27 protein-coding genes are annotated in these 25,997 nt (G+C 33.7%); 18 read left to right on the forward strand and 9 right to left on the reverse strand.

Features of this window, described 5'->3' with window-relative positions:
• The first annotated feature begins 9 nt into the window (after positions 1–9).
• The 4 genes from EG358_RS11470 to EG358_RS11485 all read left to right on the forward strand — a co-directional run bounded on the left by EG358_RS11470 (position 10) and on the right by EG358_RS11485 (position 6,419).
• Positions 10–1,440 carry a glycoside hydrolase family 30 protein gene (locus EG358_RS11470; protein WP_076558180.1) on the forward strand — a complete coding sequence of 477 codons (1,431 nt, stop codon included), beginning with the start codon at positions 10–12 and terminating at the stop codon, positions 1,438–1,440.
• Positions 1,441–1,590: 150 nt separating this feature from the next.
• Complete coding sequence (gene bglX / locus EG358_RS11475; RefSeq protein ID WP_076558182.1) at positions 1,591–3,813, forward strand: beta-glucosidase BglX; 2,223 nt, start codon at positions 1,591–1,593, stop codon at positions 3,811–3,813.
• 274 nt (positions 3,814–4,087) lie between these two features.
• Positions 4,088–4,891: a glycoside hydrolase family 16 protein gene (locus EG358_RS11480; RefSeq protein ID WP_076558185.1), complete on the forward strand. Its 804-nt coding sequence runs from the start codon at positions 4,088–4,090 to the stop codon at positions 4,889–4,891.
• 88 nt (positions 4,892–4,979) lie between these two features.
• Entirely contained in the window at positions 4,980–6,419 is a 1,440-nt protein-coding gene (locus tag EG358_RS11485) for a glycoside hydrolase family 30 protein (RefSeq protein ID WP_076558188.1), read from the forward strand.
• Between the two features lie 130 nt (positions 6,420–6,549).
• On the opposite strand, the gene EG358_RS11490 is transcribed toward EG358_RS11485, so the two are convergent.
• Entirely contained in the window at positions 6,550–7,359 is an 810-nt protein-coding gene (locus EG358_RS11490) for an enoyl-ACP reductase FabI (RefSeq protein ID WP_076558190.1), read from the reverse strand.
• 121 nt (positions 7,360–7,480) lie between these two features.
• Positions 7,481–7,780 (reverse strand): hypothetical protein, encoded by a 300-nt coding sequence (locus EG358_RS11495; RefSeq protein ID WP_076558193.1) that lies wholly within the window; start codon positions 7,778–7,780, stop codon positions 7,481–7,483.
• Positions 7,781–7,902: 122 nt separating this feature from the next.
• Here EG358_RS11495 and EG358_RS11500 point away from each other — a divergent pair, with 122 nt between their 5' ends.
• Positions 7,903–8,733: a hypothetical protein gene (locus tag EG358_RS11500; RefSeq protein ID WP_076558196.1), complete on the forward strand. Its 831-nt coding sequence runs from the start codon at positions 7,903–7,905 to the stop codon at positions 8,731–8,733.
• 39 nt (positions 8,734–8,772) lie between these two features.
• Here EG358_RS11500 and EG358_RS11505 read toward each other — a convergent pair whose 3' ends face one another.
• Both EG358_RS11505 and EG358_RS11510 read right to left on the reverse strand, forming a co-directional pair.
• Positions 8,773–9,627 carry a nucleoside phosphorylase gene (locus EG358_RS11505; RefSeq protein WP_076558199.1) on the reverse strand — a complete coding sequence of 285 codons (855 nt, stop codon included), beginning with the start codon at positions 9,625–9,627 and terminating at the stop codon, positions 8,773–8,775.
• A 217-nt stretch (positions 9,628–9,844) separates the two neighbouring features.
• Complete coding sequence (locus EG358_RS11510; protein WP_076558200.1) at positions 9,845–10,168, reverse strand: translation initiation factor; 324 nt, start codon at positions 10,166–10,168, stop codon at positions 9,845–9,847.
• 346 nt (positions 10,169–10,514) lie between these two features.
• Between EG358_RS11510 and gpmI the strand changes: the two genes are divergently transcribed.
• From gpmI to EG358_RS11535, 5 genes are all read left to right on the forward strand, one after another.
• The gene (gene gpmI, locus EG358_RS11515) at positions 10,515–12,056 is read left to right on the forward strand and encodes a 2,3-bisphosphoglycerate-independent phosphoglycerate mutase (protein ID WP_076558201.1); all 1,542 of its coding nucleotides are present in this window, start codon (positions 10,515–10,517) and stop codon (positions 12,054–12,056) included.
• 147 nt (positions 12,057–12,203) lie between these two features.
• Entirely contained in the window at positions 12,204–13,184 is a 981-nt protein-coding gene (locus EG358_RS11520; protein ID WP_076558203.1) for an acyl-ACP desaturase, read from the forward strand.
• A 95-nt stretch (positions 13,185–13,279) separates the two neighbouring features.
• The gene (locus EG358_RS11525) at positions 13,280–13,711 is read left to right on the forward strand and encodes a BT0820 family HAD-type phosphatase (RefSeq protein ID WP_076558205.1); all 432 of its coding nucleotides are present in this window, start codon (positions 13,280–13,282) and stop codon (positions 13,709–13,711) included.
• A 150-nt stretch (positions 13,712–13,861) separates the two neighbouring features.
• On the forward strand, positions 13,862–14,671 hold the full coding sequence (map, locus tag EG358_RS11530) for a type I methionyl aminopeptidase (protein ID WP_076558207.1): 810 nt from the start codon (positions 13,862–13,864) through the stop codon (positions 14,669–14,671).
• Positions 14,671–15,438: a class I SAM-dependent methyltransferase gene (locus tag EG358_RS11535; RefSeq protein WP_076558209.1), complete on the forward strand. Its 768-nt coding sequence runs from the start codon at positions 14,671–14,673 to the stop codon at positions 15,436–15,438. Before map ends, EG358_RS11535 begins: the two co-directional genes overlap by 1 nt.
• A gap of 46 nt (positions 15,439–15,484) precedes the next feature.
• Here the strand turns inward: EG358_RS11535 and EG358_RS11540 are convergent, their stop codons facing one another.
• The 3 genes from EG358_RS11540 to EG358_RS11550 all read right to left on the reverse strand — a co-directional run bounded on the left by EG358_RS11540 (position 15,485) and on the right by EG358_RS11550 (position 17,190).
• Entirely contained in the window at positions 15,485–16,186 is a 702-nt protein-coding gene (locus EG358_RS11540; RefSeq protein ID WP_076558211.1) for a T9SS type A sorting domain-containing protein, read from the reverse strand.
• A gap of 40 nt (positions 16,187–16,226) precedes the next feature.
• Positions 16,227–16,553 carry a DMT family transporter gene (locus tag EG358_RS11545; RefSeq protein WP_076558213.1) on the reverse strand — a complete coding sequence of 109 codons (327 nt, stop codon included), beginning with the start codon at positions 16,551–16,553 and terminating at the stop codon, positions 16,227–16,229.
• Positions 16,554–16,626: 73 nt separating this feature from the next.
• Positions 16,627–17,190, reverse strand: a complete 564-nt coding sequence (locus EG358_RS11550; RefSeq protein WP_076558215.1) for a Crp/Fnr family transcriptional regulator — start codon at positions 17,188–17,190, stop codon at positions 16,627–16,629.
• Between the two features lie 234 nt (positions 17,191–17,424).
• Here EG358_RS11550 and era point away from each other — a divergent pair, with 234 nt between their 5' ends.
• Positions 17,425–18,300, forward strand: coding sequence for a GTPase Era (gene era / locus EG358_RS11555; RefSeq protein ID WP_076558217.1), 876 nt, complete (start codon positions 17,425–17,427; stop codon positions 18,298–18,300).
• 66 nt (positions 18,301–18,366) lie between these two features.
• A complete protein-coding gene (locus EG358_RS11560; RefSeq protein WP_076558219.1) occupies positions 18,367–18,795 on the forward strand; it encodes a DoxX family protein in 429 nt (142 codons plus the stop codon).
• A 117-nt stretch (positions 18,796–18,912) separates the two neighbouring features.
• On the opposite strand, the gene fsa is transcribed toward EG358_RS11560, so the two are convergent.
• A complete protein-coding gene (fsa, locus tag EG358_RS11565) occupies positions 18,913–19,566 on the reverse strand; it encodes a fructose-6-phosphate aldolase (RefSeq protein ID WP_066675707.1) in 654 nt (217 codons plus the stop codon).
• 186 nt (positions 19,567–19,752) lie between these two features.
• Here fsa and EG358_RS11570 point away from each other — a divergent pair, with 186 nt between their 5' ends.
• Positions 19,753–20,238, forward strand: coding sequence for a YdeI/OmpD-associated family protein (locus tag EG358_RS11570; protein ID WP_076558221.1), 486 nt, complete (start codon positions 19,753–19,755; stop codon positions 20,236–20,238).
• Positions 20,239–20,274: 36 nt separating this feature from the next.
• Here EG358_RS11570 and EG358_RS11575 read toward each other — a convergent pair whose 3' ends face one another.
• Positions 20,275–20,832, reverse strand: a complete 558-nt coding sequence (locus EG358_RS11575) for a tetratricopeptide repeat protein (RefSeq protein WP_076558223.1) — start codon at positions 20,830–20,832, stop codon at positions 20,275–20,277.
• Between the two features lie 187 nt (positions 20,833–21,019).
• Between EG358_RS11575 and pepE the strand changes: the two genes are divergently transcribed.
• From pepE to EG358_RS11600, 5 genes are all read left to right on the forward strand, one after another.
• The gene (pepE, locus tag EG358_RS11580) at positions 21,020–21,712 is read left to right on the forward strand and encodes a dipeptidase PepE (protein WP_076558225.1); all 693 of its coding nucleotides are present in this window, start codon (positions 21,020–21,022) and stop codon (positions 21,710–21,712) included.
• A gap of 96 nt (positions 21,713–21,808) precedes the next feature.
• Positions 21,809–23,182 (forward strand): D-alanyl-D-alanine carboxypeptidase/D-alanyl-D-alanine endopeptidase, encoded by a 1,374-nt coding sequence (dacB, locus tag EG358_RS11585; RefSeq protein WP_076558227.1) that lies wholly within the window; start codon positions 21,809–21,811, stop codon positions 23,180–23,182.
• Positions 23,183–23,189: 7 nt separating this feature from the next.
• On the forward strand, positions 23,190–24,344 hold the full coding sequence (locus EG358_RS11590) for a sensor histidine kinase (RefSeq protein WP_076558228.1): 1,155 nt from the start codon (positions 23,190–23,192) through the stop codon (positions 24,342–24,344).
• A 101-nt stretch (positions 24,345–24,445) separates the two neighbouring features.
• On the forward strand, positions 24,446–25,114 hold the full coding sequence (locus tag EG358_RS11595; RefSeq protein WP_076558229.1) for an ABC transporter ATP-binding protein: 669 nt from the start codon (positions 24,446–24,448) through the stop codon (positions 25,112–25,114).
• A 195-nt stretch (positions 25,115–25,309) separates the two neighbouring features.
• Positions 25,310–25,882, forward strand: a complete 573-nt coding sequence (locus EG358_RS11600; protein ID WP_076558230.1) for a murein L,D-transpeptidase catalytic domain-containing protein — start codon at positions 25,310–25,312, stop codon at positions 25,880–25,882.
• The last annotated feature ends 115 nt before the right edge of the window (positions 25,883–25,997 follow it).

Here is a 25,997-nt window from a genome sequence, read left to right on the forward strand (position 1 = left end):
AAACTTTAAATGAAATTACGAAATTCATATAGTTTCTTTTTAAAAAGTACTGCACTGCTATTTAGCGGTGTGGTACTTTTGCCTTTATCTTCGTGTAAATCTGTAGCAAATACAGATCAAAAAGTTCAAATCTGGATGACGAAAGGTGATGAAAGCGTAAAATTACAGCAGCAAAATGCATTAACTTTTGCAAATACTTCTAATAACTTTCAGAATATTGAAATTGACGACACTCAGAAGTTTCAATATATTGATGGTTTTGGGTATACATTAACCGGCGGAAGTGTTGAAGTAATCAATCGTCTTTCACCTTCAAAAAGAAAAGCGCTTTTAAACGAACTTTTTGGGAATGATAAGAAGTCAATTTCAATAAGTTATTTAAGATTGAGCATTGGTGCATCCGATTTGGATGGTGAAGTTTTTTCTTATAATGATGTACCGGAAGGTCAAACAGATCCTTCTCTTTCTAAATTCAGTTTAGCAAGAGACAAAGACTTGATTTCTATGCTAAAAGAAATTTTAGCAATCAATCCTAAAATCAAAATCATTGCAGCACCTTGGTCGCCTCCGGTTTGGATGAAAGATAATGGTAAATCGATTGGTGGAAGTTTAAAAACTGAATATTATGATGTTTACGCAAAATATTTCGTGAAATATATTCAGGGAATGCAGAAAGAAGGAATTACAATTGATGCCGTCACTCCCCAAAACGAGCCTTTACATCCCGGAAATAATCCAAGCTTACTGATGGTTTCAGATCAGCAGAAAGATTTTATTAAGCAAAGTTTAGGTCCTATTTTTAAATCAAATAATATTAAAACCAAAATCGTTGTTTACGATCACAATTGCAATAAACCTGAATATGCCATTAATATTTTAAATGATTCGGAAGCCAATCAATATATCGACGGTTCGGCTTTTCATTTGTATGAAGGTGATATTTCTGCTTTAAGTACTGTTCACGATGCGCATCCAGATAAAAACCTTTATTTTACAGAACAATGGACAGGTTCAAAAGGTATTTTCAGTGAAGATCTAAACTGGCACACCAGAAATGTTGTCATCGGATCGATGAGAAACTGGAGTAAAATTGCTTTAGAATGGAATTTAGCGAATGATACTCAATACAAACCGCATACACCGGGAGGATGTACAGAATGTCAAGGAGCAATTACGGTCTTAGATAGTGAAAATTTCACAAGAAATGTTGCGTATTATATTATTGCTCATGCTTCAAAATTTGTTCCGGCAAATTCTCAGAGAATAGCTTCTACACAAACGGAAAACTTGGCTACGGTTGCTTTTAAAACTCCGGAAGGTAAAACGGTTTTGATTGTTCAGAACAATAATAAATCAGATGAAAGTTTCAATATAAAATATAATCAGAAAACAGCTCCCGTTACAATTACCGGAAGTTCTGTGGCAACCTATATTTTTTAAATTAGAATTTTCTAAAATTTATATTGAATAAAAACCTTCGTATTCTTTGCTAAGTAGAATGCCTTTGCGAACTTAAAAATCAAGCATTATTTGCAAGAAAATCTTTGCGAACTTTGCGTTAAAGTATAAGCTAAATAAAACTAATTATAAATGAAGAAGATATATTTCATATTAGCATTTACAGTATTCGGATTCAATGTTTTTGGACAAAAAACAATTGATCAGAAAGTTTCTGAACTGCTGTCTAAAATGACGTTGGAAGAAAAAGTAGGGCAGTTGGTTCAATACAGCGGTTTTGAATATGCAACGGGCCCGCAAAACTCAAATTCTGCAACGGTTTTAGAAGAAATAAAAAAAGGAAAAGTTGGTTCTATGCTCAATGTTGCAGGTGCAGAAGAAACGAAAAAATTTCAGGAATTAGCTTTAAAATCTAGATTAAAAATCCCATTACTCTTTGGTCAGGATGTAATTCACGGCTACAGAACAACGTTTCCGGTAAATCTTGGACAAGCGGCGAGTTGGGATTTAAAATTAATTGAAAAATCAGAGCGAATCGCTGCAACTGAAGCTTCAGCATACGGAATTCATTGGACTTTTGCACCAATGGTCGACATCGCAAGAGATCCGAGATGGGGAAGAGTCATGGAAGGTTCGGGTGAAGATACTTATCTGGGAATGCAAATTGGTTTGGCAAGAATCAAAGGTTTTCAGGGAAAAGGTCTTGGAAATCTTGACGCTATTATGGCTTGTGCAAAACATTTTGCAGCATACGGAGCAGCAGTTGGCGGAAGAGATTATAATTCTGTGGATATGAGTTTAAGACAACTTCATGAAACGTATTTACCTCCTTTCAAAGCAGCAGCAGAAGCAGGTGTTGCGACTTTTATGAATTCTTTTAACGACATTAATGGAATTCCCGCAACAGCAAACAAATATATTTTAAGAAATCTTTTAAAAGACCAGTGGAATTATAAAGGTTTTGTCGTTTCAGATTGGGGAAGTATTGGCGAAATGGTTCCTCACGGTTATGCGAAAGATAATAAAGAAGCAGCAGAAAAAGCGATTAATGCAGGAACAGATATGGATATGGAAAGCCGTGCTTACATGGCTGAACTTCCAAAATTGGTTAAAGAAGGAAAAGTTGATCCTAAATTAATTGATGATGCGACGAGAAGAATTTTAGTTAAAAAATTTGAAATGGGATTATTTGATGATCCTTACAGATTTAGTAATGAAAAAAGACAAAAGCAGCAATTAAATAATCAGGATAACAGAAAATTTGGAAGAGAATTTGGTTCAAAAAGTATTGTTTTACTTAAAAATGAAAAGAATATTCTTCCGCTTTCAAAATCTACCAAAACGGTGGCGTTGATTGGTCCTTTTGGAAAAGAAACAGTTGCCAATCATGGTTTTTGGTCGATCGCATTTAAAGATGACAATCAGAGAATTGTCACTCAGTTTGATGGAATTAAAAATCAATTAGACAAAAATTCCACTTTATTGTACGCAAAAGGAGCCAATGTTGATGATCAGGATAAATCTATGTTTGCAGAAGCTGTAGCAACGGCGAAAAAAGCAGACGTTGTGATTATGACTTTAGGGGAAGGTCACGCTATGAGCGGAGAAGCAAAAAGCAGAAGCAATATTCATTTTTCGGGAGTTCAGGAAGATCTTTTAAAAGAAATTGCTAAAACTGGAAAACCTATTGTTTTAATGATCAATGCAGGAAGACCATTGGTTTTTGATTGGGCTGCAGATAATATTTCGACAATTGTTTACACTTGGTGGTTAGGAACAGAAGCTGGAAATTCTATTGCAGATGTTCTATTCGGGACAGTAAATCCGGGTGGGAAACTTCCAATGACTTTTCCTAGAACAGAAGGACAAATTCCTGTTTATTACAATCATTACAATACAGGAAGACCGGCTAAAAACAACACCGATAGAAATTATGTTTCAGCATATATTGATCTGGATAATGATCCTAAATTCCCGTTTGGTTATGGCTTAAGTTATACTCAATTTAAATATTCTGAAATGAATATAAGCTCAACCAACCTTAAAGGAAATCAGACGCTGAACATTAGTGTAAATATTTCCAACACCGGAAATTATGATGGGGAAGAAGTGGTGCAATTGTACATCCGAGATTTATTTGGAAAAGTAGTAAGACCTGTGAAAGAGTTGAAAGGTTTCCAAAAAGTTTTCATCAAAAAAGGAGAAAGTAAAATAATCAACTTTATCTTAACTCCGGAAAATTTAAAATTCTATGATGATGAATTGAATTATGATTGGGAAGCTGGAGAATTCGATATTATGGTGGGAACCGATTCTCAAAATGTTCAGACAAAAAGAATTAATTGGGAAAAATAAATAGTAATTTACAAAACTAAGAGCGGGATAAAACCCGCTTTTGGCGTTAAAAAACTAAGTGTTTTTAATTAAAGTATGTTTTTTAACGCAAAGTTTTTTATTTATTGTATTTGATTTTGAGGAGCAAAGAATGGATCAACTATGTTGATTTTATAAAGCTAGCTTAATAAGCGACTTGTCGCAACTCTTTGCTCCTTAAAGTAAAAAGTATTTTAAATAAATCTTTGCGTTAAAGAAATAACAATATATCAGGCATTAACTTTAAATTTTAAATATGAAATTCCAACATATTTTTCATATAATAATCGGAGGAACTTTAGTTTTTTCATCATTAAATTGTGCTTCAAACAAAATTGATTCAAGCAGAAAACTAATTTGGAATGACGAGTTTAATTATAAAGGATTACCCGATTCCACAAAATGGAATTATGATGTAGGAGGCGATGGTTACGGAAATAATGAAGCTCAGTTTTATACTAAGAATCGCCTGGAAAATGCAAGAGTTGAAAATGGAAATCTTGTAATTGAAGCCAAAAAAGAAAACTGGGAGAAAAATAAATATACTTCCGCAAGGCTTTTAACGAAAGGAAAATTTTCTTTTCAGTACGGAACGGTTGAAGTTCGTGCCAAGCTTCCGAAAGGTCGCGGAAGCTGGCCTGCAATCTGGATGATGAGCGAAAACATGAAAGAATGGCCGGATGATGGTGAATTAGACATTATGGAACATGTAGGCTTTAATCAAGGCTACATTCATGCTTCAGTTCACACAAAAAAGTACAATCACATCATCGGAACACAGAAAACAGATACATTGTTTGTGAAAGATGCATGCGAAAAATTTCATATTTATAAGGCAGATTGGACGCCTGAGAAAATCGATGTTTATATTGATGATCAAAAGTTTTTCACCTATGAAAATAAAGAAAAAACGTATGAAGCATGGCCTTTTGATCAACCGTATTTCATTATTTTAAATTTGGCTGTTGGTGGATTTTGGGGCGGAAAAGAAGGAATTGATGACACGATTTTCCCACAGAAATATTACATTGATTACGTAAGAGTATACGAAAATAAATAAAATTCCCCTCCTTTGGAGAAGTGACCAGAAATTCTAAAGAATTTTGACGGAGTGGTTTAAATTTAAATAAAAAAAGAAGAAGAAATAAATGAAAAAGCTAATTGTAAGTTGTTTTGTAGTCGGAATGGCTTTGAATGTGAACGCACAAAACTACTGGAAAAAAAATGCAGGAAAATCTGCAAAAGTGATTTTTACCAATTCTAAAACCAACGAAAAGATGGTTGACAAAGGAATGGTAAAATTTGAAAAAATGGCTCAGCCGAAAGAAACGGATGCCTGCATTTTTGTAGATCCTGATTTTAAATATCAGAAATTAATTGGAATAGGAGGTGCAATTACCGATGCATCTGCCGAGACCTTCTATAAACTTCCAAAGAATAAGCAGAAAGAAATTATTGAAGCTTATTATGGCAAAAACGGTTTGGGGTATACGGTTGTTCGTACCAATATGAACTCGTGTGATTTTTCAAGCGATTCATATACTTACGTTACAGAAAATGATAAAACGTTAAAATCATTCAATGTTGCACACGATGAAAAGTATAAAATCCCAATGATTAAGGAAGCTCAAAAAGCAATCGGGAAAGATTTTACCTTTTACTTTTCTCCTTGGAGTCCACCAGCTTGGATGAAATCTAATAAAAGTATGCTGAAAGGAGGAAGATTAGAAAACCCTTTTTACCAGACTTGGGCAGATTATTATATTAAATTCATCAAAGAATACGAAAAAAGAGGAATCAATGTTTGGGGACTGACGATTCAGAACGAACCTATGGCAACCCAAACTTGGGAATCTTGTATCTATACGGCTGAAGAAGAAGGGGAGTTCCTTAAAAATAATCTAGGCCCAACACTTTGGAAAAATGGTTTTAAAGATAAAAAAGTAATGATCTGGGATCACAATCGTGATTTGATCTACCAAAGAGCAACCACAACCTTGAGCGATCCTGAAACTTCAAAATATGCACACGGAATCGGCTACCACTGGTACGAAACATGGAACAATAAAACGCAGCTATTTGATAATTTATCTGAAACTCAAAGAGCTTTTCCAGATAAATTTTTAGCATTTACTGAAGGTTGTAAGGAGCAATTTGATATGTCTAAAATTTACGATGTAAGTTTAGGTGAATTGTATGGAAGAAATATGATCAACGATTTCAATAAAGGAACCGCTTTATGGACAGATTGGAACGTTCTTTTAGACGAAACTGGCGGACCAAATCATGTTGGGAATTTCTGTTTTGCTCCGATTATAGCCGACACAAAAACTGGAGAAGTTCATTATACTTATGAATATTATTACGTAGGGCACGTTTCAAAATTCATTAAGCCCAATGCTCAAAGAATCGGGACTTCATCGAACAGAGCAGCTTTAACATCAACAACTTTCATGAATGAGAACGGACAGTTGGTCACCGTAATCATGAATGATTCTGATAACGACATCGATACCAATCTTTGGATCGAAGGAATGTCTGCAAAATTATCTGCACCTGCACATTCTATTCAGACTGTAATTTTATAACACTTCATATTAATATTTTTAATTAAAATTCGGCGGAGCTTTTGGTTCTGCCGAATTTATTTTCCAATATTTCAAAAAAAATCCGAAACAAAAATGTTTCGGATTTAATTATTTAGAGTGAAAATTTCACTTATTCAACATCATATTTTCTGATTACTTTCTGAGTAACTCCAGAGCTGCTGAATCCACCATCATGGAAAAGATTCTGCATGGTTACTTTCTTAGTTAAATCAGAGAAAAGAGTTACGCAATAATCTGCACATTCCAGAGCCGTAGCGTTACCAAGTGGAGACATATCTTCAGCATATCCAAGGAAACCACCGAAACCTTTTACACCGCTACCTGCAGTGGTAGGAGTAGGAGACTGAGAAACCGTGTTTACACGTACTTTTCTTTCACCCCAATAGTTTCCGAAAGTTCTTGCAATACTTTCCAAATATGCTTTGTTATCAGACATATCGTTATAATCCGGGAACGTTCTTTGAGCAGCAATATAAGTCAATGCCAAAATACTTCCCCATTCGTTCATACAGTTTTTTTCGTAAGCTACTCTCATTACTTTGTGGAAAGAAACCGCTGAGATATCCCAACCTTTTTCCAACCAATCGTAGTTCATTTCTGTATAATGCTTTCCTTTTCTCACGTTGATAGACATACCAATTGAGTGAAGAATAAAATCGATTTTACCAAATTTTGCAACAGCAGCATCAAAAAGTTTTTCAAGATCTTCAATAGAAGTAGCATCTGCACCGATTACTTCAGAACCTGTTTTTTCGGCTAGACCGTTCAATTCTCCCATTCTAAGAGCAATAGGAGCGTTTGACAGGATAAATTCTGCGCCTTCTTCGTGGCATCTTTCTGCAACTTTCCATGCGATAGATTGTTCATTAAGGGCTCCAAAAATAATTCCCTTCTTGCCTTTAAGTAAACCGTATGACATAATTTTTTAATGTTTATTAATCCACAAATGTAGCAATAATTTGTGTTTAGAACATAATAAAAAACGAAGCCTTCCTAAAAAGACTTCGTTTTTCTTGATAATATATAAAAGACTAATAAACTTAGTTAGTTTTTTTGTTCCATTCTGCTTTCACATCTTCTGCAGCATCTTTGGTTTTCTCCCAAGCATCATTTGCTCCGTCTTTGATGTCTTCCCATGTGTCAGCAGCATTAGCTTTTACCCTGTCTAGCCAACCTTCCTGATTAGCCTCTTCGTCATTATTTCTTTTTTCGTTGATATAATCTCTGGCTTTGTCTGCCAAATCACTTACTTTCCATTTTGCATCAGTTGCTGCATTTCTTAAAGAATTTTCAGTGTTGTCTACAGCTTTTTCAGCTTTGTTATAATCCTGGTTTTCCATAATGTCAATATTTTAAGTGTTATACTTATAGACTACGCAATAAGCATTCCTAAATAATTTAATAAAAGTTAAAAAAATCATAATTTTTTTTATATTTGATTTTAATAAAACTATAATCAATTATGAATGGTAAAATACTATTGTTATTACTTTGTCTTGGTACAGGGAAAATCTTTTCTCAACAATATTATGGAAAAAAACAGGTGAATGATCAGCCAAAAGCTGAATTTATATTGGAAGACGGCACAAAAGTAAATGGCTTTTTTGTCGGGTACAATTATCCAAACGGTACTTATCCCGGTTTCTTTGATAAAGATAACATCTACAGTTTTGAATATAAAAAAACACCAGGTTCTTTTGCAGAAAAGCTAAGTGCTAAAGATGTAAAATCTCTAAAAATATTTGATGATCATGATGATGTGACAAGCGCCATTGAAAGATTAGACATGAAGTATGTAGATAAAAACGGCAAAGTCGAAGACAAAAGAAAAAGATCTTTTCAGCCATTGCTGTATGAAGGGAAGATTCAGATTTATGGTTCTAATATAGACATTTGTACAAATTCAATCTGCAATTATGCATATTCAGAGTTTTATATCAGAAATGCAAAAGACGATTTTGCTTTAATGCCTGTAGATTACGATAAAATGAGCCTGTTCAGTATTGGCTCGATGTACGACAGAATGGTGCAGAGTTTTAGATATGCAGGAAGAAATTGTCCCGATTTTCAAAAATATATGGATTCTTTTGAAGCTAAATTGGAAGATAAAGCTTTCAGAAAAGAAACTAACGAAAGATTTAAACAAGTCCGTAAACAGGCTTATGACGATGCGAAAAAACAGGGCTATAAACACAATCAAACGCAGCAGGTTATCGGAGACTATATGCTTCGTGCTTATCTCGAATTTTACGCTGGAATTATAAAAGAATACGAAAAAAATTGTCCGTATTAACAGAAATAAAAAAGGATTGCTCATTGCAATCCTTTTTATTTATTTTATGATTCTGTCGAGAACCCATTCTATCAGATTCTTTTCAGAAGCATGATGATCTGATGAAAATTCACCACGTCTTCTGTTGGCAATCACATTGTTTACGGTGATTGCTTTGTGACCCAACAATTTTGAGAAAGCATAAATTGCAGAAGTTTCCATTTCAAAATTGGTAATTCCTAACTCATTTAAGGTTTCTAAAAATTTATCATCTAAAGCTTTTAAACGAAGCTGTCTTCCTTGCGGAGCATAAAACCCGGGAAAAGTAGCTGTATTTCCGTGATATTTTGCGTCTTTGTATAATTCGCCCAATTCTTCAGACCATTCCGAGAAATAAAGCATCGGTTTTATCTTTTCGTACGGGAATTTTTCATAAAAATTCTTCGAGAACTCATTTTCAAACTGATAATCTTGGTAAAAATGCATCAAACCGTCAAGTCCGACAACATTTTGAGTAACCAGCATATTATCAACCTTCACATCAGGGTTTACACTTCCGCAGGTTCCCATTCTGAATAGTTCTAATGTTTGATGTTCAAATTTAAACTCCTTTTGTTTCAGATCAATATTTACCAAAGCATCAAGCTCGTTCATTACAATATCGATATTCTCGGTACCGATCCCGGTTGACATCACAGAAATTCTTTCACCACGCAAAGTTCCTGTGTGGGTATAAAACTCTCTTTTATTTTTTTTGACGTCTACTTTATCAAAGTATTTTGAAACTTTTGGAACTCTGTCAGGGTCACCCACCAAAATTATTTTGTTGGCAATATCTTCCGGTAACAGATTAAGGTGATACACACTTCCGTCTTCATTCAGCACCAATTCTGAAGCTGCAAGTTTATTTAGCATAATTATTTTATTAAAAAAGGAAGGTGAAGATAAGAATTTTGTTTTGAAAAAGGAGATCTATTAAAAGATAATCTTTATTTAATTTAAGATTAAAATTCCGGTAACATAGAAATTCTAGATTTGCGTTTTAATAATTACACTTTCTCTTTTGCTGTCGTCATGTTCTTTGTCGATGGCATTTTTTTTTATTAAAACTTAAAATACTCCGAAAAATAATTTAACCGCCAACTCTTTTGGTTTTGTAACCCAAATCTTTTAGAATGGCCATAATTTTATCGCGGTTATCTCCCTGAATAATTATTGTTCCGTCTTTTTCAGAACCGCCGATTCCTAGTGTGGTCTTTATTTTTTTTGAAATCTTCTTCAGATCGTCTTCACTGCCTTCCCAACCTTCCACAATAGTTACAGGTTTTCCGTTTCGTCCTTTCTTTTCAAATTTACAAACCAAAGGTTCTTTCTGTTTGAATTGTTCTTCTGGCATTTGAAAATCCTGCTCTTCATGCTCAGGAAAAAGGTTTTTTAGTTGATCTCTTAAATCCATAAAACAAAATTAAAAATAATATTTATAATTCAGGATAAATTAATTCAATCGCAATTATCATTTTAAAAATTTTCTAACTATCTACAATATATCTATAAATGAAATTCTTGATATTCCTTGCTGACTAGAGCGTGTTGGTGAACTTAAAAACAGTGAGTTGTTAAAAAATTTTGGCGACTTTGCGTTAAAATCAATTATTATACAATAAAGGATAATCAATAAGAATCCTAAATTAGATTCACAATCTGAAATAGTTTTCTGTAAACTTTTAAGCAAAATTTAAACCATGAAAATTCTTCACTTTACTTTAAAATCGATAAATTTGTTTGTTTAAAAATCAAATTAAATGTCTAAAAAAGCAATATTAGCAATACTTGACGGTTGGGGTTTAGGAACAAATCCTGAAGTTTCAGCATTAGCTCAGGCAAATACACCATTTATAGATAGCTGTTATCAAAGATTTCCACATACCACATTAGAAGCAAGCGGTTTGGCAGTGGGTCTGCCGGCCGGACAAATGGGAAATTCTGAAGTGGGACACATGAATTTGGGAGCAGGAAGAGTAGTGTATCAGAATTTGGTAAAACTGAATATGGCTGTCGAAAACGGAACTTTAGGACAGGAAAAAGTAATTCAGGAGGCTTTTGCTTATGCAAAAAGAGAAAATAAAAATGTACACTTTATCGGATTAGTTTCCAATGGGGGAGTACATTCACATATCAATCATTTAAAAGGACTTTTGTCTGCAGCAAAAGATTTTGGTTTACATGAAAACGTTTACGTACACGCGTTTACAGACGGTAGAGACTGCGATCCGCATTCAGGATTTGGCTTTATTGAAGAACTTCAAAATCACATGTTGCAAACTACAGGAAATCTCGCATCAGTTACGGGAAGATACTATGCGATGGATCGTGACAGAAGATGGGAACGTGTAAAATTAGCTTACGATGCAATGGTTGAAGGAGTGGGTTTACAAACAACCAACGCACTTACAGCTATAAAAGCTTCTTATGACGAAAATATTACTGATGAATTCATCAAGCCTATTATTCTGGTTAAAGAAACTCAGGTTGGAAACGTAGTTCCTGTGGGAAAAATCGTTGATAATGATGTAGTAATCTGCTTTAATTTCCGTACAGACAGAGGTCGTGAGATTACAGAAGTTCTTTGTCAGCACGATATGCCAGAATATTTTATGCGAAAGCTAAATCTTCATTATGTTACGCTAACCAATTACGATAAAACGTACCAAAATGTAAATGTGGTTTTTGACGAAGAAGTTTTGAAAGATACGATGGGTGAAGTTTTGGAGAGAAACGGAAAAACTCAGATCAGAATAGCTGAAACAGAAAAATATCCTCACGTTACGTTTTTCTTTTCAGGAGGTCGTGAAGAAGAGTTTCATGGTGAAAAAAGATTGCTTTGTCCGAGCCCGAAAGACGTTCCTACTTACGATCTGAAGCCAGAAATGTCAGCGTATGAGATTACTAATGCAATCTTACCAGAACTGGAAAGCGAAACAGCCGATTTTATTTGTTTAAATTTTGCAAATACCGATATGGTCGGTCATACAGGAGTATTTGAAGCCGCTGTAAAAGCAGCAGAAACGGTAGATCAGTGTATCGAAAAAGTAGCGACAATGGCTTATGAACACGGGTATGCGGTTTTCATTTTAGCAGACCATGGTAATTCTGATGTAATGGTTAACGCAGATGGTTCTCCAAATACGCAGCATTCAACCAATTTGGTTCCTTTAATTGTGATGGATAAAGATAAAAACTGGGATTTGAAACCAGGAAAACTGGGCGATATGGCTCCGACTATTTTATCGGTAATGGGTGTTGAAATTCCTGCAATTATGACAGGAGACATTTTGGTGAGTTAGTGAATAATAATATTGAAAAAATGCCGTTAATCTAATGATAGCGGTAATCTCTTATGATTTATGTCAGAGATAGTATGAGTTACATATTATATTATGCCACAAATAACAAATAAATCATATCTTTGTAAATTATAAACGTATTTTTAGATGTATAATATTCTGGTAAGAAAAGAAGTAATGGGTATTTTGGAGAAGGAAGTTGGTTCTTTTCTCGATAAATTTTTGACTCCAATTGAAAAAATCTGGCAACCTTCAGATTATTTACCAGATCCTTCTAGCGCTGATTTCAAATATGACTTAGAAGAGATTCAAACTTTCGCTCAGGAAATGCCTTACGATCTTTTTGTAACATTGATTGGGGATTGTATTACTGAAGAAGCTTTACCTTCTTACGAATCTTGGCTAATGAGTGTTGACGGGATTGATCAGGAAAAAAGTGGACCGGGCTGGGCAAGCTGGATAAGATCTTGGACTGCCGAAGAAAACAGACACGGTGATTTACTTGGAAAATACCTGTATTTATGCGGTAGAGTAAACATGAGACAGATGGAAATTACTACCCAATATCTGATCAGTGATGGTTTTGATATCGGAACAAGTATGGATCCTTACAGAAATTTCATCTACACAAGTTTCCAGGAAACAGCAACCAACGTTTCGCATAGAAGAGTAGGTACTTTGGCAAAACAAACAGGAAATGGAAAACTGGCAAAAATGTGTGGTGTAATTGCAGCAGATGAAGCAAGACACGCAAAAGCATATAAACATTTCGTAGCTAAAATTTTAGAATTAGATCCTTCTGAAATGATTTTGGCATTTGAAGATATGATGCGTAAAAAAATCGTTATGCCGGCTCACATGATGAGACAGTCTGGCCAGAAAGCAGGTGAGCTTTGGGGTCATTTCTCAGATGCGGCACAAAGATGTATGGTTTATACAGGTCAGGATTATATCAATATTATGAAAGATCTTCTTGACGAATGGAAGATCGAGCATATTACAGGCCTTACAGAAAAGGCAGAAAAAGCTCAGGAATATCTTATGAAACTTCCATCGAGATTACAGAAAATTACAGATAGAATTTCTACTCCAGATTTGCAGTTTGAATTCAACTGGGTTAAAAAATAATTAGATTTTAACAATAAATTATAAATTGAAGTGTCGGATGTTTTTCGGCACTTTTTATTTATTTAGTATCTTTGCCCAGCTAAAAACGCAACAAAATGTTAAATAATAAAAAAATTGCAGTTGATTTTGACGGAACGATCGTAGATGACGCATATCCTGCAATTGGGAAAACTAAAATTTTCGCTTTCGAAACTCTGAAAAAACTTCAGGCTCAAGGTTTTAGACTCATACTTTGGACGTACAGACATGGTAAAACATTGGATGAAGCTGTAGAATTTTGCAGACAAAACGGTATTGAGTTCTATGCAATTAACTCAAGTTTTGAAGGAGAAGTTTTTGATGCTGAAACTCAGTCGAGAAAATTGGATGCAGACTGGTTTATCGACGACAGAAACTTAGGTGGTTTTCCGGGTTGGGGAGAAATTTACAATATCATCAACGAAAGAATTGAGTTCCGTGTAGAAGGAAAAGAGGTTTTAGCATATTCAAAACTGAAAAAAGAAAAGAAAAAAGGACTTTTCTGGTAAAATTTGAGAAATTAGAAGTTAGTAATTAGAAATTAGAAATTAGTTTTCAGGTGCTGCTTCCAATTAATTATCAGAAAATATAGATGATTAGTATTATTTAAAACTAATTTCTAACATCTAACATCTAATATCTAACATCTAAGAATAAAAATGATTCAATTAAAAACAATAGACGAGCTTCGTCTTATGAGAGAAAGTGCCCAGTTGGTTTCCAGAACATTAGGAATGTTGGCAAAAGAAATCAAACCGGGAATTACTACTTTATATTTAGATAAACTGGCGCATGATTTTATCAAAGATCACGGTGCCGAACCTGCATTTTTAGGATATGGAGGCTTTCCGAATTCTCTGTGTATTTCACCAAACGAACAAGTAGTTCACGGTTTTCCAAATAAAGAAGAAATAAAAGAAGGTGATGTACTTTCTGTAGATTGTGGCGCCATTCTCAACGGTTATGTAGGTGACCACGCTTATACTTTTGAAATTGGCGAAGTAAAACCTGAAACCAAAAAATTACTGAAAGTTGCTAAAGAATCTCTTTACAAAGGAATTGAGCAATGCATCAGAGGAAAAAGAATCGGTGACATTTCTCATGCTATCCAAAAGCACTGTGAAAAAGAAGGGTATGGCGTTGTGAAAGAATTGGTGGGTCATGGTTTAGGAAAGAAAATGCATGAAGATCCTCAGGTTCCGAATTACGGAAAGCAAGGAAGCGGAAAAGTAATTAAAGACGGCTTGGCAATCGCTATCGAGCCAATGATTAACTTAGGAACTGAAAAGGTAAAATTCCATAATGATGGATGGACGGTTACCACACTAGACAATCAGCCTTCTGCTCACTTCGAGCATGATGTTTGCGTCATCAATGGGAAACCTGTTTTACTATCTACATTCAAATATATTTATGATGCTTTGGGTATTGTAAGTGATGAAGAAAAGCCATTTCAATTGGATTTTTAATGAAAAAGCTAACTAAGTTTTTACTAAATAAAATCCCTCGTCCGATGCTTATCAAGATGAGCATCTGGGCACGTCCGCTGATTTATCAGTTTTTTAAAGGTGACAAATTTTATGATCCTATTGATGGAAAATCTTATCGTAAATTTTTACCTTACGGATACGGAAAACAGAGAGAAAACGCTTTGTCACCAGGAACTTTAAGTCTCGAAAGACACCGTCAGATGTATCTGTATCTTCAGAATGAAACCGATTTTTTCATTAAAAATTATAAAGTTCTTCATATTGCTCCCGAACAGGAATTTTTGAGGAAATTTAAAAGAATGAGCAATCTCAATTACATTTCTGCCGATTTGTATTCGCCGATTGTAGATGTGAAAGCTGATATTTTAGATTTACCTTTTGAAAATGAAAGTTTCGATATCATCTTCTGTAATCATGTTTTGGAACATATTCAGGATGATGCGAAAGCCATGAGCGAATTATATCGGGTAATGAAACCCGGAGGTTGGGGAATCCTGCAGGTTCCAATGAAAAATTCTTTGGAGAAAACCTACGAAGATTTTACCATAACAGATCCAAAAGAAAGACAAAAACATTTTGGTCAGTACGATCATGTTCGTTGGTACGGGATGGATTATTTCGATCGTTTACAGAATGCAGGCTTTGAAGTGGAAGCTAATTTTTACTCACAGCAGTTTTCTGATGCAGAAATAAAAAAATACGGCTTAAGGCTAAACGAAATTTTACCTATCGTTTTAAAGAAATAAAAAAAGCGGCTTCAGAATCTGAAGCCGCTTTTTCTTAAGCCGAAATTTATTTTTTAATAAAAATTTCTGGTTTAAAGTTTTCTATACTCAAAATATATTGTCCGGTTGCAAAACTACTTACATCTATTTTTAATGTTTTATCTGAGGTTAATGTTTCAAACAAAATTTTCCCTGACAGATCATTAATCTTCAATTTTAGGTTCTTTTCTACATTCTCAATAATTACAAAATCCGTAGAAGGATTTGGGTATAATTTAAAAGTTTTCTTAATAGCATTTTCTTTTGTACCTAAAAATGCATTGTTGTAATAAATTTTGTCTCCAGTAACAGGATTTGTTATTATGAGTGTTTTGGAGCTTCCGCTATTTACAATCTGATAATTAAAAATTGCTCCTGATGTTGTATTTAAATAAAAATCACAATTTTTTTGGTCATAAGTTTGAGCCGCAGCAGCATTTGTACCATTGTAAACAGCCAATGTACAACCACCACCTTGTCTTGTAAAGCTGTCTGTAACGGTATTAAAAGTGATCGTAGAACCTGCTGAATTGTAATATGAAGAAGTAAAATTATAATTACCTCCATTATTAGTAAACAAAGATGTACCCGCAGAAACTTGCATGATAGGACTTACTGTAGTTTGATTATTGATAATCATTTGTGAAATGTACCAATTGTTATTAAAAAGATCAGCATTTTGTCCAAATAAGGTACAACTGATAAAAAGAAAGAGTAGTTTTGTTCTCATAAATAGTTTTTCACAAATATAAGAAATATACCTTTTACTTTTAATGAGAAACTGCTTTTAAACCAATTACAGAACCAATTAATGTTGAAATGAAAAATATTCTCCAGAAACTTGCGGGATCTTTAAACACTAAAATTCCTACCAAAGCAGTTCCTACAGCGCCAATTCCGGTCCAGACTGCATAAGCGGTTCCGATCGGTAAAGTTTCTGTTGCCTTGATTAGTAAGAGCATACTTATGGTGAGACAAACCAAAAATCCTCCAAACCACCAATACATTTCGTTGCCCGTAGTTTCTTTTACTTTTCCGAGGCATGATGCAAAAGCGACCTCAAATAATCCTGCGATAATTAAAATAATCCAGTTCATTCCTTTCTAATTTTATACTGCAAAATTGAGGCTTTAAACTGAAACGAAGTTTTACAATTGTTAAAAAATAAAATTATTTCAGTTCTGCTCTTATTCTGCTTAAACTCACCTGTGCAATTCCCAAATAAGAAGCAATATGACCAAGCTGAACTCGCTGTAAGAGATAAGGTTTTTCTATCAGCAAATCTTTATACCTTTCTGATGCAGTTTTATATTGCCTGGAAATAATCAATTCCTCTGTCTTTACCAGCTCACGCTCTGCAAATTTCCGTCCCCAATTTGCAATGTGAATATCTTCATTATAAAGAGTCTTCAGTTTCTCAGTTTTAAGTCTGTAAAATTCGCAGTCTTCAAGAAGTTCTATATTTTCATAACCCGGTTTTTCATCTACATAACTTTTCATAGAAACGATGGGTTCGCCTTCCGTTCCAAACCAAAAAGTAATATCATTATTTTCGGTAGAAGCGTAGGCCCGAACAATTCCTTTTTTTAAAAAATAGATGTAAGGAATCACTTTATCAGCCTCCATCAGGCAGAATCCTTTAGGATAATCAACTTCAGAAATATGTTGCATCAAATTTTCCTGTGAAGTTTGTGGAATTGAATAAATAGCATCAATAATTTCTTTAATATTCATCAAAATAACGGTTTGGAATTAACAGAAAATTTAAATTTAATAATTAGGTAAAAACCAGTTCTTTAAAGCATTTTTTATCTAAAAGTATTTAATATTAAAAAACTCTGACAGCTTAATTCATTAAATTTAGTTCAAAAATAATCTTTTTTAGGCATCTAATTTTAATATTGACCGAAAGACCAATTTTGTTTTACTAACTTTGCAAATCGTAACAAAACGAACTAATACTTTTATATGCACAAAGCAGGATTTGTAAATATCGTTGGAAAGCCGAATGCCGGAAAATCTACTCTTTTGAATCAATTGATGGGAGAGAAGTTGGCAATTGTAACGCAAAAGGCTCAGACAACACGACATAGAATTTTTGGAATTTATAATGAAGAAGACTTGCAGATTGTATTTTCTGATACTCCCGGAGTTTTAGACCCTAAATATGGTTTGCAGGAGAAAATGATGGATTTTGTAAAAGACTCTTTACAAGATGCTGACGTTTTTCTTTTCATTGTAGATGTTACTGATAAAGCTGAACAATCTGAATTTTTGATTGATAAATTAAATAAAATTCCGGTACCAGTTTTATTGTTATTGAATAAAATTGACCAAACCAATCAAGAAGGTCTGGAAAAAATAGCCACCGAATGGCACGAAAGAATTCCGAAAGCTGAAATTCTTCCTATTTCTGCCTTGAATGCTTTTAACATAGATATTATTTTACCGAAATTAAAATCAATGTTACCCGAAAGTCCGGCGTATTATGATAAAGACATGTACACCGACAAACCGGAACGTTTCTTTGTAAACGAGGCCATCAGAGAGAAAATTCTTTTAAATTATGAAAAAGAAATTCCCTATTCCGTAGAGGTTGTTACCGAGATGTTTAAAGAAAAAGAAGGCATTATTTTCATCGATTCTATTATTTATGTAGAAAGAGATACCCAGAAGGGGATTATCATCGGTCATAAAGGAGAAGCCATTAAAAAAGTAGGAACCGAAGCAAGAATTGATCTGGAGAAATTTTTCTCTAAAAAAATTCACTTAAACCTTTTTGTGAAAGTGAAAAAAGATTGGAGAAAAAACGATCGTGATCTGAAAAATTTTGGATACAGATAGACTAAATGTCTCTATCCATCATTATATTAACGATATTTTTGTTATCTTTAGTTTAAATTTCAATCAATGAGCTACTTAAACACAAAGGCGAATCCTGTAATTTTTGATATTGTACTATTCCTTGTAAGATTGTTTATAGGTTTTGCGATGATTTCGCATGGTTTTCCAAAACTTCAGGATTTAATCAACGGGGTTGAAAAGCCTTTTTATGATTTCATAGGTTTAGGTTCGAAAATATCTTTGATATTGGCGGTTTTTGCTGAGTTTGTGTGTTCTATTTTTATTATTCTTGGTTTATTTACAAGAATTGCAGCAGGATTTTTAATCTTTACGATGGCTGTTGCTGCATTTGTAGTTCACGGCGCAGATGCTTTTGATAAAAGAGAATTGAGCTTATTGTATCTTTCAATTTACTTAATCATTATTTCATTTGGAGCCGGAAGATTTTCCATCGATGGGATGATAGAAAAACGCAGAAGAGCCAATGACTGGTAAAGTCAATTTGATATAAAATAAAATCCCGAAACATTTTGTTCCGGGATTTTTTATGTGAATTTGAAATATTTTATTCAATAAAAGAATATCAAATCTCAAACTTCAAATTTCAAATTCTTACGCTAATTTTTGAGAATCTGCAACAAACTGAGCCAAACCGCTGTCCGTTAAAGGGTGTTTCAATAAACTCAAAATTGGAGGAAGTGGTGAAGTGATAACATCTGCACCAATTTTTGCACAGTCAATAATATGCATTGAATGACGGATAGAAGCCGCTAAAATTTCAGTGTCATACATATAGTTATCAAAAATCAATCTGATTTCCTGAATAAGATTTAAACCATCCGTTGTGATATCATCTAATCTTCCCAAAAACGGAGAAACGTAAGTTGCACCGGCTTTAGCCGCTAAAAGTGCCTGTCCTGGAGAGAAAATTAAAGTACAGTTGGTTTTGATTCCTTTATCAGAAAAATATTTCAAGGCCTTAATACCGTCTTTAATCATTGGAATCTTCACCACAATATTTGGGTGAATTGCAGCCAATTCGTCACCTTCTTTAATCATTTCTTCGTACGTTGTAGAAAGTACTTCAGCAGAAATATCTCCATCTACAATCTCGCAGATCGCTTTATAATGATTCTTGATTGCTTCATCACCTTTAATTCCTTCTTTAGCCATCAATGACGGGTTGGTCGTTACACCATCCAAAATACCAAGGTCTTTAGCTTCTTTAATTTGCTCTAAATTAGCAGTGTCAATAAAAAATTTCATTTAAATAGATTTATTTCCCGCAAAGATAAACATTCCATTTTGAGTGCGAAATTAATTTGTCGACTTACCATATTGAACCTCAGAAATTCCCCTTCTTTGGAAGGTTGGCGAAAATTCAAAGAATTTTTAACGTGGTGGTTTTATAATTAAACTTTTGAAAATAAAAAATCATTAATTTTAACTTCAATGAAAAACCAGTTCACTGCAAAACTCAACATCATAGGAATCAATCCTTTTGTTTTTGTTCCTGATGAAATTTTAAATGAAATATTTGAAACTTCACGAAAGAATAAAAGTCCGATTCCTGTGAAAGGAACGGTAAATGGTAAAGAATTCACACAAAATTTAATGAAATATTTAGGAGAATGGAGATTATACATCAATTTAACGATGCTAAAAGATTCTCCCAAAAGAATTGGTGAAATACTTGAAATTTTTATAGAATTTGATAATTCGGACCGAACGATTTCAATTCATCCTGATTTAGAAAAAGCAATTCAAGAAAATCCTGTTGCTTCAAAAAGTTTTGAAAACCTTATTCCATCAAGAAAACTGGAGTTGATTCGGTACATCAATAATCTAAAAACAGAAGCAGCAAAACAAAGAAATATCGAAAAAATAATCAGGCATTTAAAAGGAAAAACAGACTTTTTCGGAAAAAAAATCCAATAAAAAAACCGAAGAAAATAAATCCTTCGGTTTCTGTTATTATGAATTAAGAGCCTGACTCAATTTTACAGCTTCCTGATTACTCGGATCATACTGTATTGATTTGGCAATATGTTCTTTTGCTTTGGCTGGGTTGTCTTTTTGTTCGCTAAATGCTATAAAATAATAGGCGTATGCCAGATTTTTTTTGCTTGCTTCAATCTCTTCCGGTTTTACGGTTGCAATATATTTTTCGTAAGCAAGTTTAGCATTCATATCATCTTTTGCTGATTGATAAGAATAGGCTTGGCTATAATACGATGGAGCCCAATCTGGTAATAATACTGATATTTTTTTCCACGTAATAATCGCATTCTGCCAATCTGTAGCATCCTGATACGCAGTTGCCAATTTAGCTAATGCTTCTGCATCTTTAGGATTGGCTTCTACCTGTTTTTTTAAACCTTCAATTACAGGATTTGTCTGTACCTGAGTAGTAGAAGTAGCAACTTTTACCGTGTCAGTTTTTGACGAGGTTTGAGCAACAAAAGCACCAGTACTTCCCATCATCAGCAGACCTACAAATAATTGTTTTGTATTAATTTTAATCGTTTTCATATTTCTTACATTTTTAAAATTGTAATTATTTAAATTCAAGAATAATTCCAGAAAACGGAAAGTTTTAGATCTCTTAAGTTTTTTTTGAATGTATTAACAGTTATAAGACTTTTTTTAGCGTATTTTTTGATTCTTACCTTGTTTGAGTTTATCTTTGTTTCATTACAAACCTATTATCTTTTATCTTATGAATGTCTTATTAGCCTCAACGTCTACAATTTTTGGCGGAGAATATCTTGAATATTTAAAAGAAGAACTTATTGAATTATATAACGGAATTGACGAAATCATCTTCATTCCATTTGCCAGACCGGGCGGAATTTCGCACGATGATTATACCGCAAAAGCAAAATCTTTCTTTGAAACCATTAAAATTAAAGTGAAAGGTCTGCACGAATTTGACGATAAAACTGAAGCTTTACATTCAGCGAAAGGATATTTCACAGGAGGCGGAAACACTTTTTTATTGGTTAAAACTTTACATGAAGAAAATCTGATGTCTGTTTTAAAGCAAAATATCGAAAGCGGAAAAGCTTATTTAGGTTGCAGCGCAGGAAGTAATATTGGCGGACAAAATATGAAAACCACCAACGACATGCCGATTGTTTATCCACCAAGTTTCGAGTGTATGGGATTGGTTCCGTTTAATATCAATCCGCATTATTTAGATCCAGATCCAGATTTAAAACACAACGGAGAAACCAGAGAAACCAGAATTAAAGAATTTTTAACGCAGAATGACACCAAAGTTATAGGACTGCGTGAAGGAAACTGGATCAGAAGAATTGGTGATAAAATTACCGTTGAAGGAAGCGAATTGGCAAGGATTTTTGAAAAAGGAAAAGAGCCATACGAAATTGAAGCCGGAAGCGAACTTTAATTCTTATTTTTTAATTCTACTCAAATATCTTAACATTATTAGCGTTGTCATGCTGAGCGGATTCAAAGCATTCCACAGCTTTTTAATATATATCAAATGAAAAGAACTTTTGTAATTCTTACACTTTCCACACAAATTATTTTTGCACAGAATATTTCGCAAAAATTAGATGATGCCACAAAAAATCTAATGAATTCTTCTTCGGCGATTTCATCTAATCTATCTTTTTACGTAGCTGATGACAGTGGAAATCTTGTGTATGAATTTCAGGGAAATAAAGGACTTTCAACAGCTTCAACACAAAAAATTTTTACGGCAGCTGCAGCCTTGGAAACTTTAGGCAAAAATTACACGTACAAAACAACATCATCTTATTCAGGAACAATTTCTAGTGGAAATTTAAACGGAAATCTTTTCATCACATCGAATGGCGATCCTACTTTAGGAAGCTGGAGATACGAAGGTTACAAACCTGAAAATTTTAAACAAAAACTGATTGAAGCGGTCAAAAAATCTGGAATTACAAAGATTTCGGGCGATTTAGTGATTGATGATTCTTATTTTGATCATCAAACCATTCCCGGAGGTTGGCCATGGGACGATTTGGGAAATTATTATGGAGCCGGAGTTTGGGGCGTAAATTGGCGTGAAAATCAATTCGATATCAATATCAATGGCAATGATTTTAAAAGTTTTTCTTATCCTTTAGAAAATGTAAAATGGCTGAATGATTTAAAAGCAGCTGGAAGTTCAGATCAAAGTTTAATTTTTACTGCACCACATTCAAATATCGCTTTAATTAATGGAAGTTTACCTGCAGGAAAAGTAACGACAGTTTCCGGTTCTGTTCCAAATCCGCCATTGCAATTGGGTGTGGAAATTCAGAAATGGCTGAAAGACTCAGGAATTGACTTCTCAGGAAAAGTGGTAACCAATTCTCAATTGGAAATAGAAGGTAAAAAACCTTTAGAAACTCCAAAAAACAATATCATTCTTACTTACGAATCGCCATCTTTAGATAAAATCGTGTATTGGTTTTTAAGAAAAAGTATAAACCTGTATGGTGAAAATTTAATTAAAACTCTAGGGAAAGAGAAAAAAGGAAATTCAAGTTTCAAAAGCGGAATTGCTTATTTAAAAGAATTTTGGAAAGCAAAAGGCATCAATTCAAATATGATCAATTTTGCTGACGGAAGCGGACTTTCACCACAAAATTATGTCTCAGCAAAAGCGGAAGTTCAGGCATTGCTTTATGCTAAAAAACAAGCTTGGTTTGATTCTTATTACGACGGATTCCCGACTCAGGATAACGGTATGAAAATGAAAAGCGGAACAATGCGCGACACAAAATCATTTGCTGGCTATCACACGTCTAAAGACGGAAAAAAATATGTATATTCGATTATTATCAACAATTATCAGGGAAGCGGAAGTACAGAGTTACAGAAGATCTTGAACGTTTTAAAATAAAAAAGATTTGAAAAAAAGATCCATATTTTCCAGATTCAACAACTGGTTTATTTTCTCTTTAATGACTTTGGTTGTGATTGCTATTGTGATTTCGTCCACTTTGGTGATTAATTATTTAAAGAAAGAAGAAGTAAAAAGAGTTGATATCTTAGTTAAAGCTATAAAATTTCAGCAGGACATGACCCCAAGTTTAGAAGTTCAGGAACTGCTTCTTGCCATTTATAGTTCAAACACCACAATTCCGGTAATTATTTTAGATAAAAATGATCAGGTCATAGAATACAAACATCTATCGAAAGAAGCTGGAAATAATCCGGACGAAATTGTTGCTTTGGCAAAAAAAATGGAGAAAAAATATCCTGCAATTGAAATAAAAGTACAGGGCGGAAATGACCAATTTGTCTATTATGACAACTCAATAATGCTTAATAATCTACAGTATTCACCGTTTTTATTAGGATTTTTTGTATTGTGTTACTTCTTATTTTCATTCTGGTTTTTGAGAACAGTCAAAAAAACAGACGAAGGTTACCTTTGGGCCGGATTAGCGAAAGAAACGGCACATCAAATTGGCACTCCATTATCTTCCATGATGGGCTGGATGGAAATTATGAAGCTTGAAAATCCCGATTCAGACGGTGTACACGAAATAGAAAAAGATATTGAAAGACTGAGAACGATCTCCGAAAGATTTTCAAAAATCGGTTCGGTACCAGAGTTGAACGACACCAATTTTAATGATACCATCCGGGAAAATTATGATTATCTGAAAACAAGAATATCAAGAAAGATTGACTTTACACTTTTGCTTCCTACCTACAATATTTTAGTTCCACACAATAGAATTCTAATGAGTTGGGTAATTGAAAATCTGGTGAAAAATGCAGTTGATGCCATGAAAGGTGAGGGAACTTTACAGATGTCGGTTTTCGAACGCAACAAAAATATTTTGGTTGAAGTAAAAGACAACGGAAGCGGAATGACAAAATACCAGGCGCAAAATGCTTTTAAGCCTGGATATTCTACAAAAAAACGTGGTTGGGGATTAGGTTTAAGCTTAGCCAAAAGAGTAGTGCAGGAGTATCATAATGGAGATATTAAAATTTCTCAAACTGAAGTAGGAAAAGGAACCACTTTTAGAATTCTGATCAGGAAAGCATAAATATTTATCATTACAAAATGAATATTTTCCAAACTAAATTTCGATCTTAAAACCAACAACCAAAACTTCAAAACAAAAGAAAAAATCACTATTTTTGAAACATGATTAAAGCGAGTAATATCCATAAATCTTATGGAAGTCTGGAAGTATTGAAAGGAGTTGATATTCACATCAAAACCGGAGAAGTTGTTTCTATTGTTGGGGAATCTGGTGCCGGAAAATCTACATTGCTTCAGATTTTAGGAACTTTAGACACACCTTCAACTCCCAAAAATTACAATACCGAAATCATGCTGAATGATGAATCTTTTATTAATATGACCGATAAGCAGATTTCAAGATTCAGAAATCAGAATATTGGTTTTGTTTTTCAGTTTCATCAGTTGCTTCCTGAATTTACGGCTTTAGAAAACGTGCTTTTGCCAACAAAGATTGCAGGAACTAACGAAAAAGAAGCTTTAGATAAAGCTTATCATTTGTTTGAAGATTTAAAAATAGCTGAGAGAATTCATCACAAACCCAATCAATTATCGGGTGGGGAAGCACAGAGAGTTGCCGTTGCAAGAGCTTTAATCAATTCTCCAAAGATTATTTATGCGGATGAGCCGACAGGAAATTTAGACTCGAAAAATGCAGATGATCTACACCGATTATTTTTTGATTTGAGAGATAAATACAATCAGACTTTTGTGATTGTAACGCACAACCCGCAATTGGCCGAGATTACAGATCGTAAATTGGTGATGAAGGACGGATTGATTATTGAGTAATTTATTACTAGATTATGAAAAATATTTTTACCACAAAAGATCCAAAAGAAATGATTAAAAATAGAAGTTCAAAAGTTTACAAAATGTAAAAACTTAATTTTAATCGTTTTACAAACTTTTGAATAACTTTAGGTCTAATAAAAATCTTTTGACTCTTTTGCGGTTAAAAAATATCCTGTCTTAAATATTTTTTATATGAAATCTTTACTATTTGCATTCTTATTTCTGATTTCCTGTACTGAGTCAAAAGCTCAGGAAAGTAAAGATATTTTGCCTAAAGAAAAGATTTCTGAGCTTAAAAATTATATTAAAAATAAAGATTACAATCAAAATCTGGCCGTCTTTATTAACTTTAAAATTCATTCAGGAAAGTACCGGTATTTTGTTTACGATTTGAAAAATGACAAAATAATACAGAAAGCGATTGTTTCTCATGGTTCAGGATCTGTAATAAAGAGATCGAATCAACTTCAATTTTCTAATGTTGAAGGTTCTTATCAATCTTCCTTAGGAAAATATGAGATTAAAGAAAGCTATTCCGGTAAGTTCGGAAAGGCATATCGTTTAAAAGGTTTAGACTCCACCAACAGCAACGCCATGCAGCGCGCTATTGTTTTACATTCTTTTGGTTGTGTTCCGGATCTGGAATCTCAAAATTTATCTTGCTTAAGTTTAGGTTGTCCGATGCTTTCAGCAAAAGCTTTTAAAGAAACCGCAAAACATTTAGACCAATCGAAAAAGAGCATTATTTTGTATGCTTTTTATTAACTAAATATTTAATAGTTGATCGCTTTTAGTTGAATGTTGTTGGATTGATATTCGATATAATAAAAAAAATGTATTAATAAATATTTTCAATAAGTAACAACCAAACCCTAAAACC

The sequence above is a fragment of the Chryseobacterium indoltheticum genome (genome assembly GCF_003815915.1).
Taxonomy (GTDB): Bacteria; Bacteroidota; Bacteroidia; order Flavobacteriales; family Weeksellaceae; genus Chryseobacterium; species Chryseobacterium indoltheticum.

Excerpts from the sequence above, each read along its gene's own strand:
- EG358_RS11470 (WP_076558180.1), top strand. The coding sequence starts at position 10 with ATGAAATTACGAAATTCATATAGTTTCTTTTTAAAAAGTACTGCACTG.
- bglX (WP_076558182.1), top strand. The coding sequence starts at position 1,591 with ATGAAGAAGATATATTTCATATTAGCATTTACAGTATTCGGATTCAAT.
- EG358_RS11480 (WP_076558185.1), top strand. The coding sequence starts at position 4,088 with ATGAAATTCCAACATATTTTTCATATAATAATCGGAGGAACTTTAGTT.
- EG358_RS11485 (WP_076558188.1), top strand. The coding sequence starts at position 4,980 with ATGAAAAAGCTAATTGTAAGTTGTTTTGTAGTCGGAATGGCTTTGAAT.
- EG358_RS11490 (WP_076558190.1), bottom strand. The coding sequence starts at position 7,359 with ATGTCATACGGTTTACTTAAAGGCAAGAAGGGAATTATTTTTGGAGCC.
- EG358_RS11495 (WP_076558193.1), bottom strand. The coding sequence starts at position 7,780 with ATGGAAAACCAGGATTATAACAAAGCTGAAAAAGCTGTAGACAACACT.
- EG358_RS11500 (WP_076558196.1), top strand. The coding sequence starts at position 7,903 with ATGAATGGTAAAATACTATTGTTATTACTTTGTCTTGGTACAGGGAAA.
- EG358_RS11505 (WP_076558199.1), bottom strand. The coding sequence starts at position 9,627 with ATGCTAAATAAACTTGCAGCTTCAGAATTGGTGCTGAATGAAGACGGA.
- EG358_RS11510 (WP_076558200.1), bottom strand. The coding sequence starts at position 10,168 with ATGGATTTAAGAGATCAACTAAAAAACCTTTTTCCTGAGCATGAAGAG.
- gpmI (WP_076558201.1), top strand. The coding sequence starts at position 10,515 with ATGTCTAAAAAAGCAATATTAGCAATACTTGACGGTTGGGGTTTAGGA.
- EG358_RS11520 (WP_076558203.1), top strand. The coding sequence starts at position 12,204 with ATGTATAATATTCTGGTAAGAAAAGAAGTAATGGGTATTTTGGAGAAG.
- EG358_RS11525 (WP_076558205.1), top strand. The coding sequence starts at position 13,280 with ATGTTAAATAATAAAAAAATTGCAGTTGATTTTGACGGAACGATCGTA.
- map (WP_076558207.1), top strand. The coding sequence starts at position 13,862 with ATGATTCAATTAAAAACAATAGACGAGCTTCGTCTTATGAGAGAAAGT.
- EG358_RS11535 (WP_076558209.1), top strand. The coding sequence starts at position 14,671 with ATGAAAAAGCTAACTAAGTTTTTACTAAATAAAATCCCTCGTCCGATG.
- EG358_RS11540 (WP_076558211.1), bottom strand. The coding sequence starts at position 16,186 with ATGAGAACAAAACTACTCTTTCTTTTTATCAGTTGTACCTTATTTGGA.
- EG358_RS11545 (WP_076558213.1), bottom strand. The coding sequence starts at position 16,553 with ATGAACTGGATTATTTTAATTATCGCAGGATTATTTGAGGTCGCTTTT.
- EG358_RS11550 (WP_076558215.1), bottom strand. The coding sequence starts at position 17,190 with ATGAATATTAAAGAAATTATTGATGCTATTTATTCAATTCCACAAACT.
- era (WP_076558217.1), top strand. The coding sequence starts at position 17,425 with ATGCACAAAGCAGGATTTGTAAATATCGTTGGAAAGCCGAATGCCGGA.
- EG358_RS11560 (WP_076558219.1), top strand. The coding sequence starts at position 18,367 with ATGAGCTACTTAAACACAAAGGCGAATCCTGTAATTTTTGATATTGTA.
- fsa (WP_066675707.1), bottom strand. The coding sequence starts at position 19,566 with ATGAAATTTTTTATTGACACTGCTAATTTAGAGCAAATTAAAGAAGCT.
- EG358_RS11570 (WP_076558221.1), top strand. The coding sequence starts at position 19,753 with ATGAAAAACCAGTTCACTGCAAAACTCAACATCATAGGAATCAATCCT.
- EG358_RS11575 (WP_076558223.1), bottom strand. The coding sequence starts at position 20,832 with ATGAAAACGATTAAAATTAATACAAAACAATTATTTGTAGGTCTGCTG.
- pepE (WP_076558225.1), top strand. The coding sequence starts at position 21,020 with ATGAATGTCTTATTAGCCTCAACGTCTACAATTTTTGGCGGAGAATAT.
- dacB (WP_076558227.1), top strand. The coding sequence starts at position 21,809 with ATGAAAAGAACTTTTGTAATTCTTACACTTTCCACACAAATTATTTTT.
- EG358_RS11595 (WP_076558229.1), top strand. The coding sequence starts at position 24,446 with ATGATTAAAGCGAGTAATATCCATAAATCTTATGGAAGTCTGGAAGTA.
- EG358_RS11600 (WP_076558230.1), top strand. The coding sequence starts at position 25,310 with ATGAAATCTTTACTATTTGCATTCTTATTTCTGATTTCCTGTACTGAG.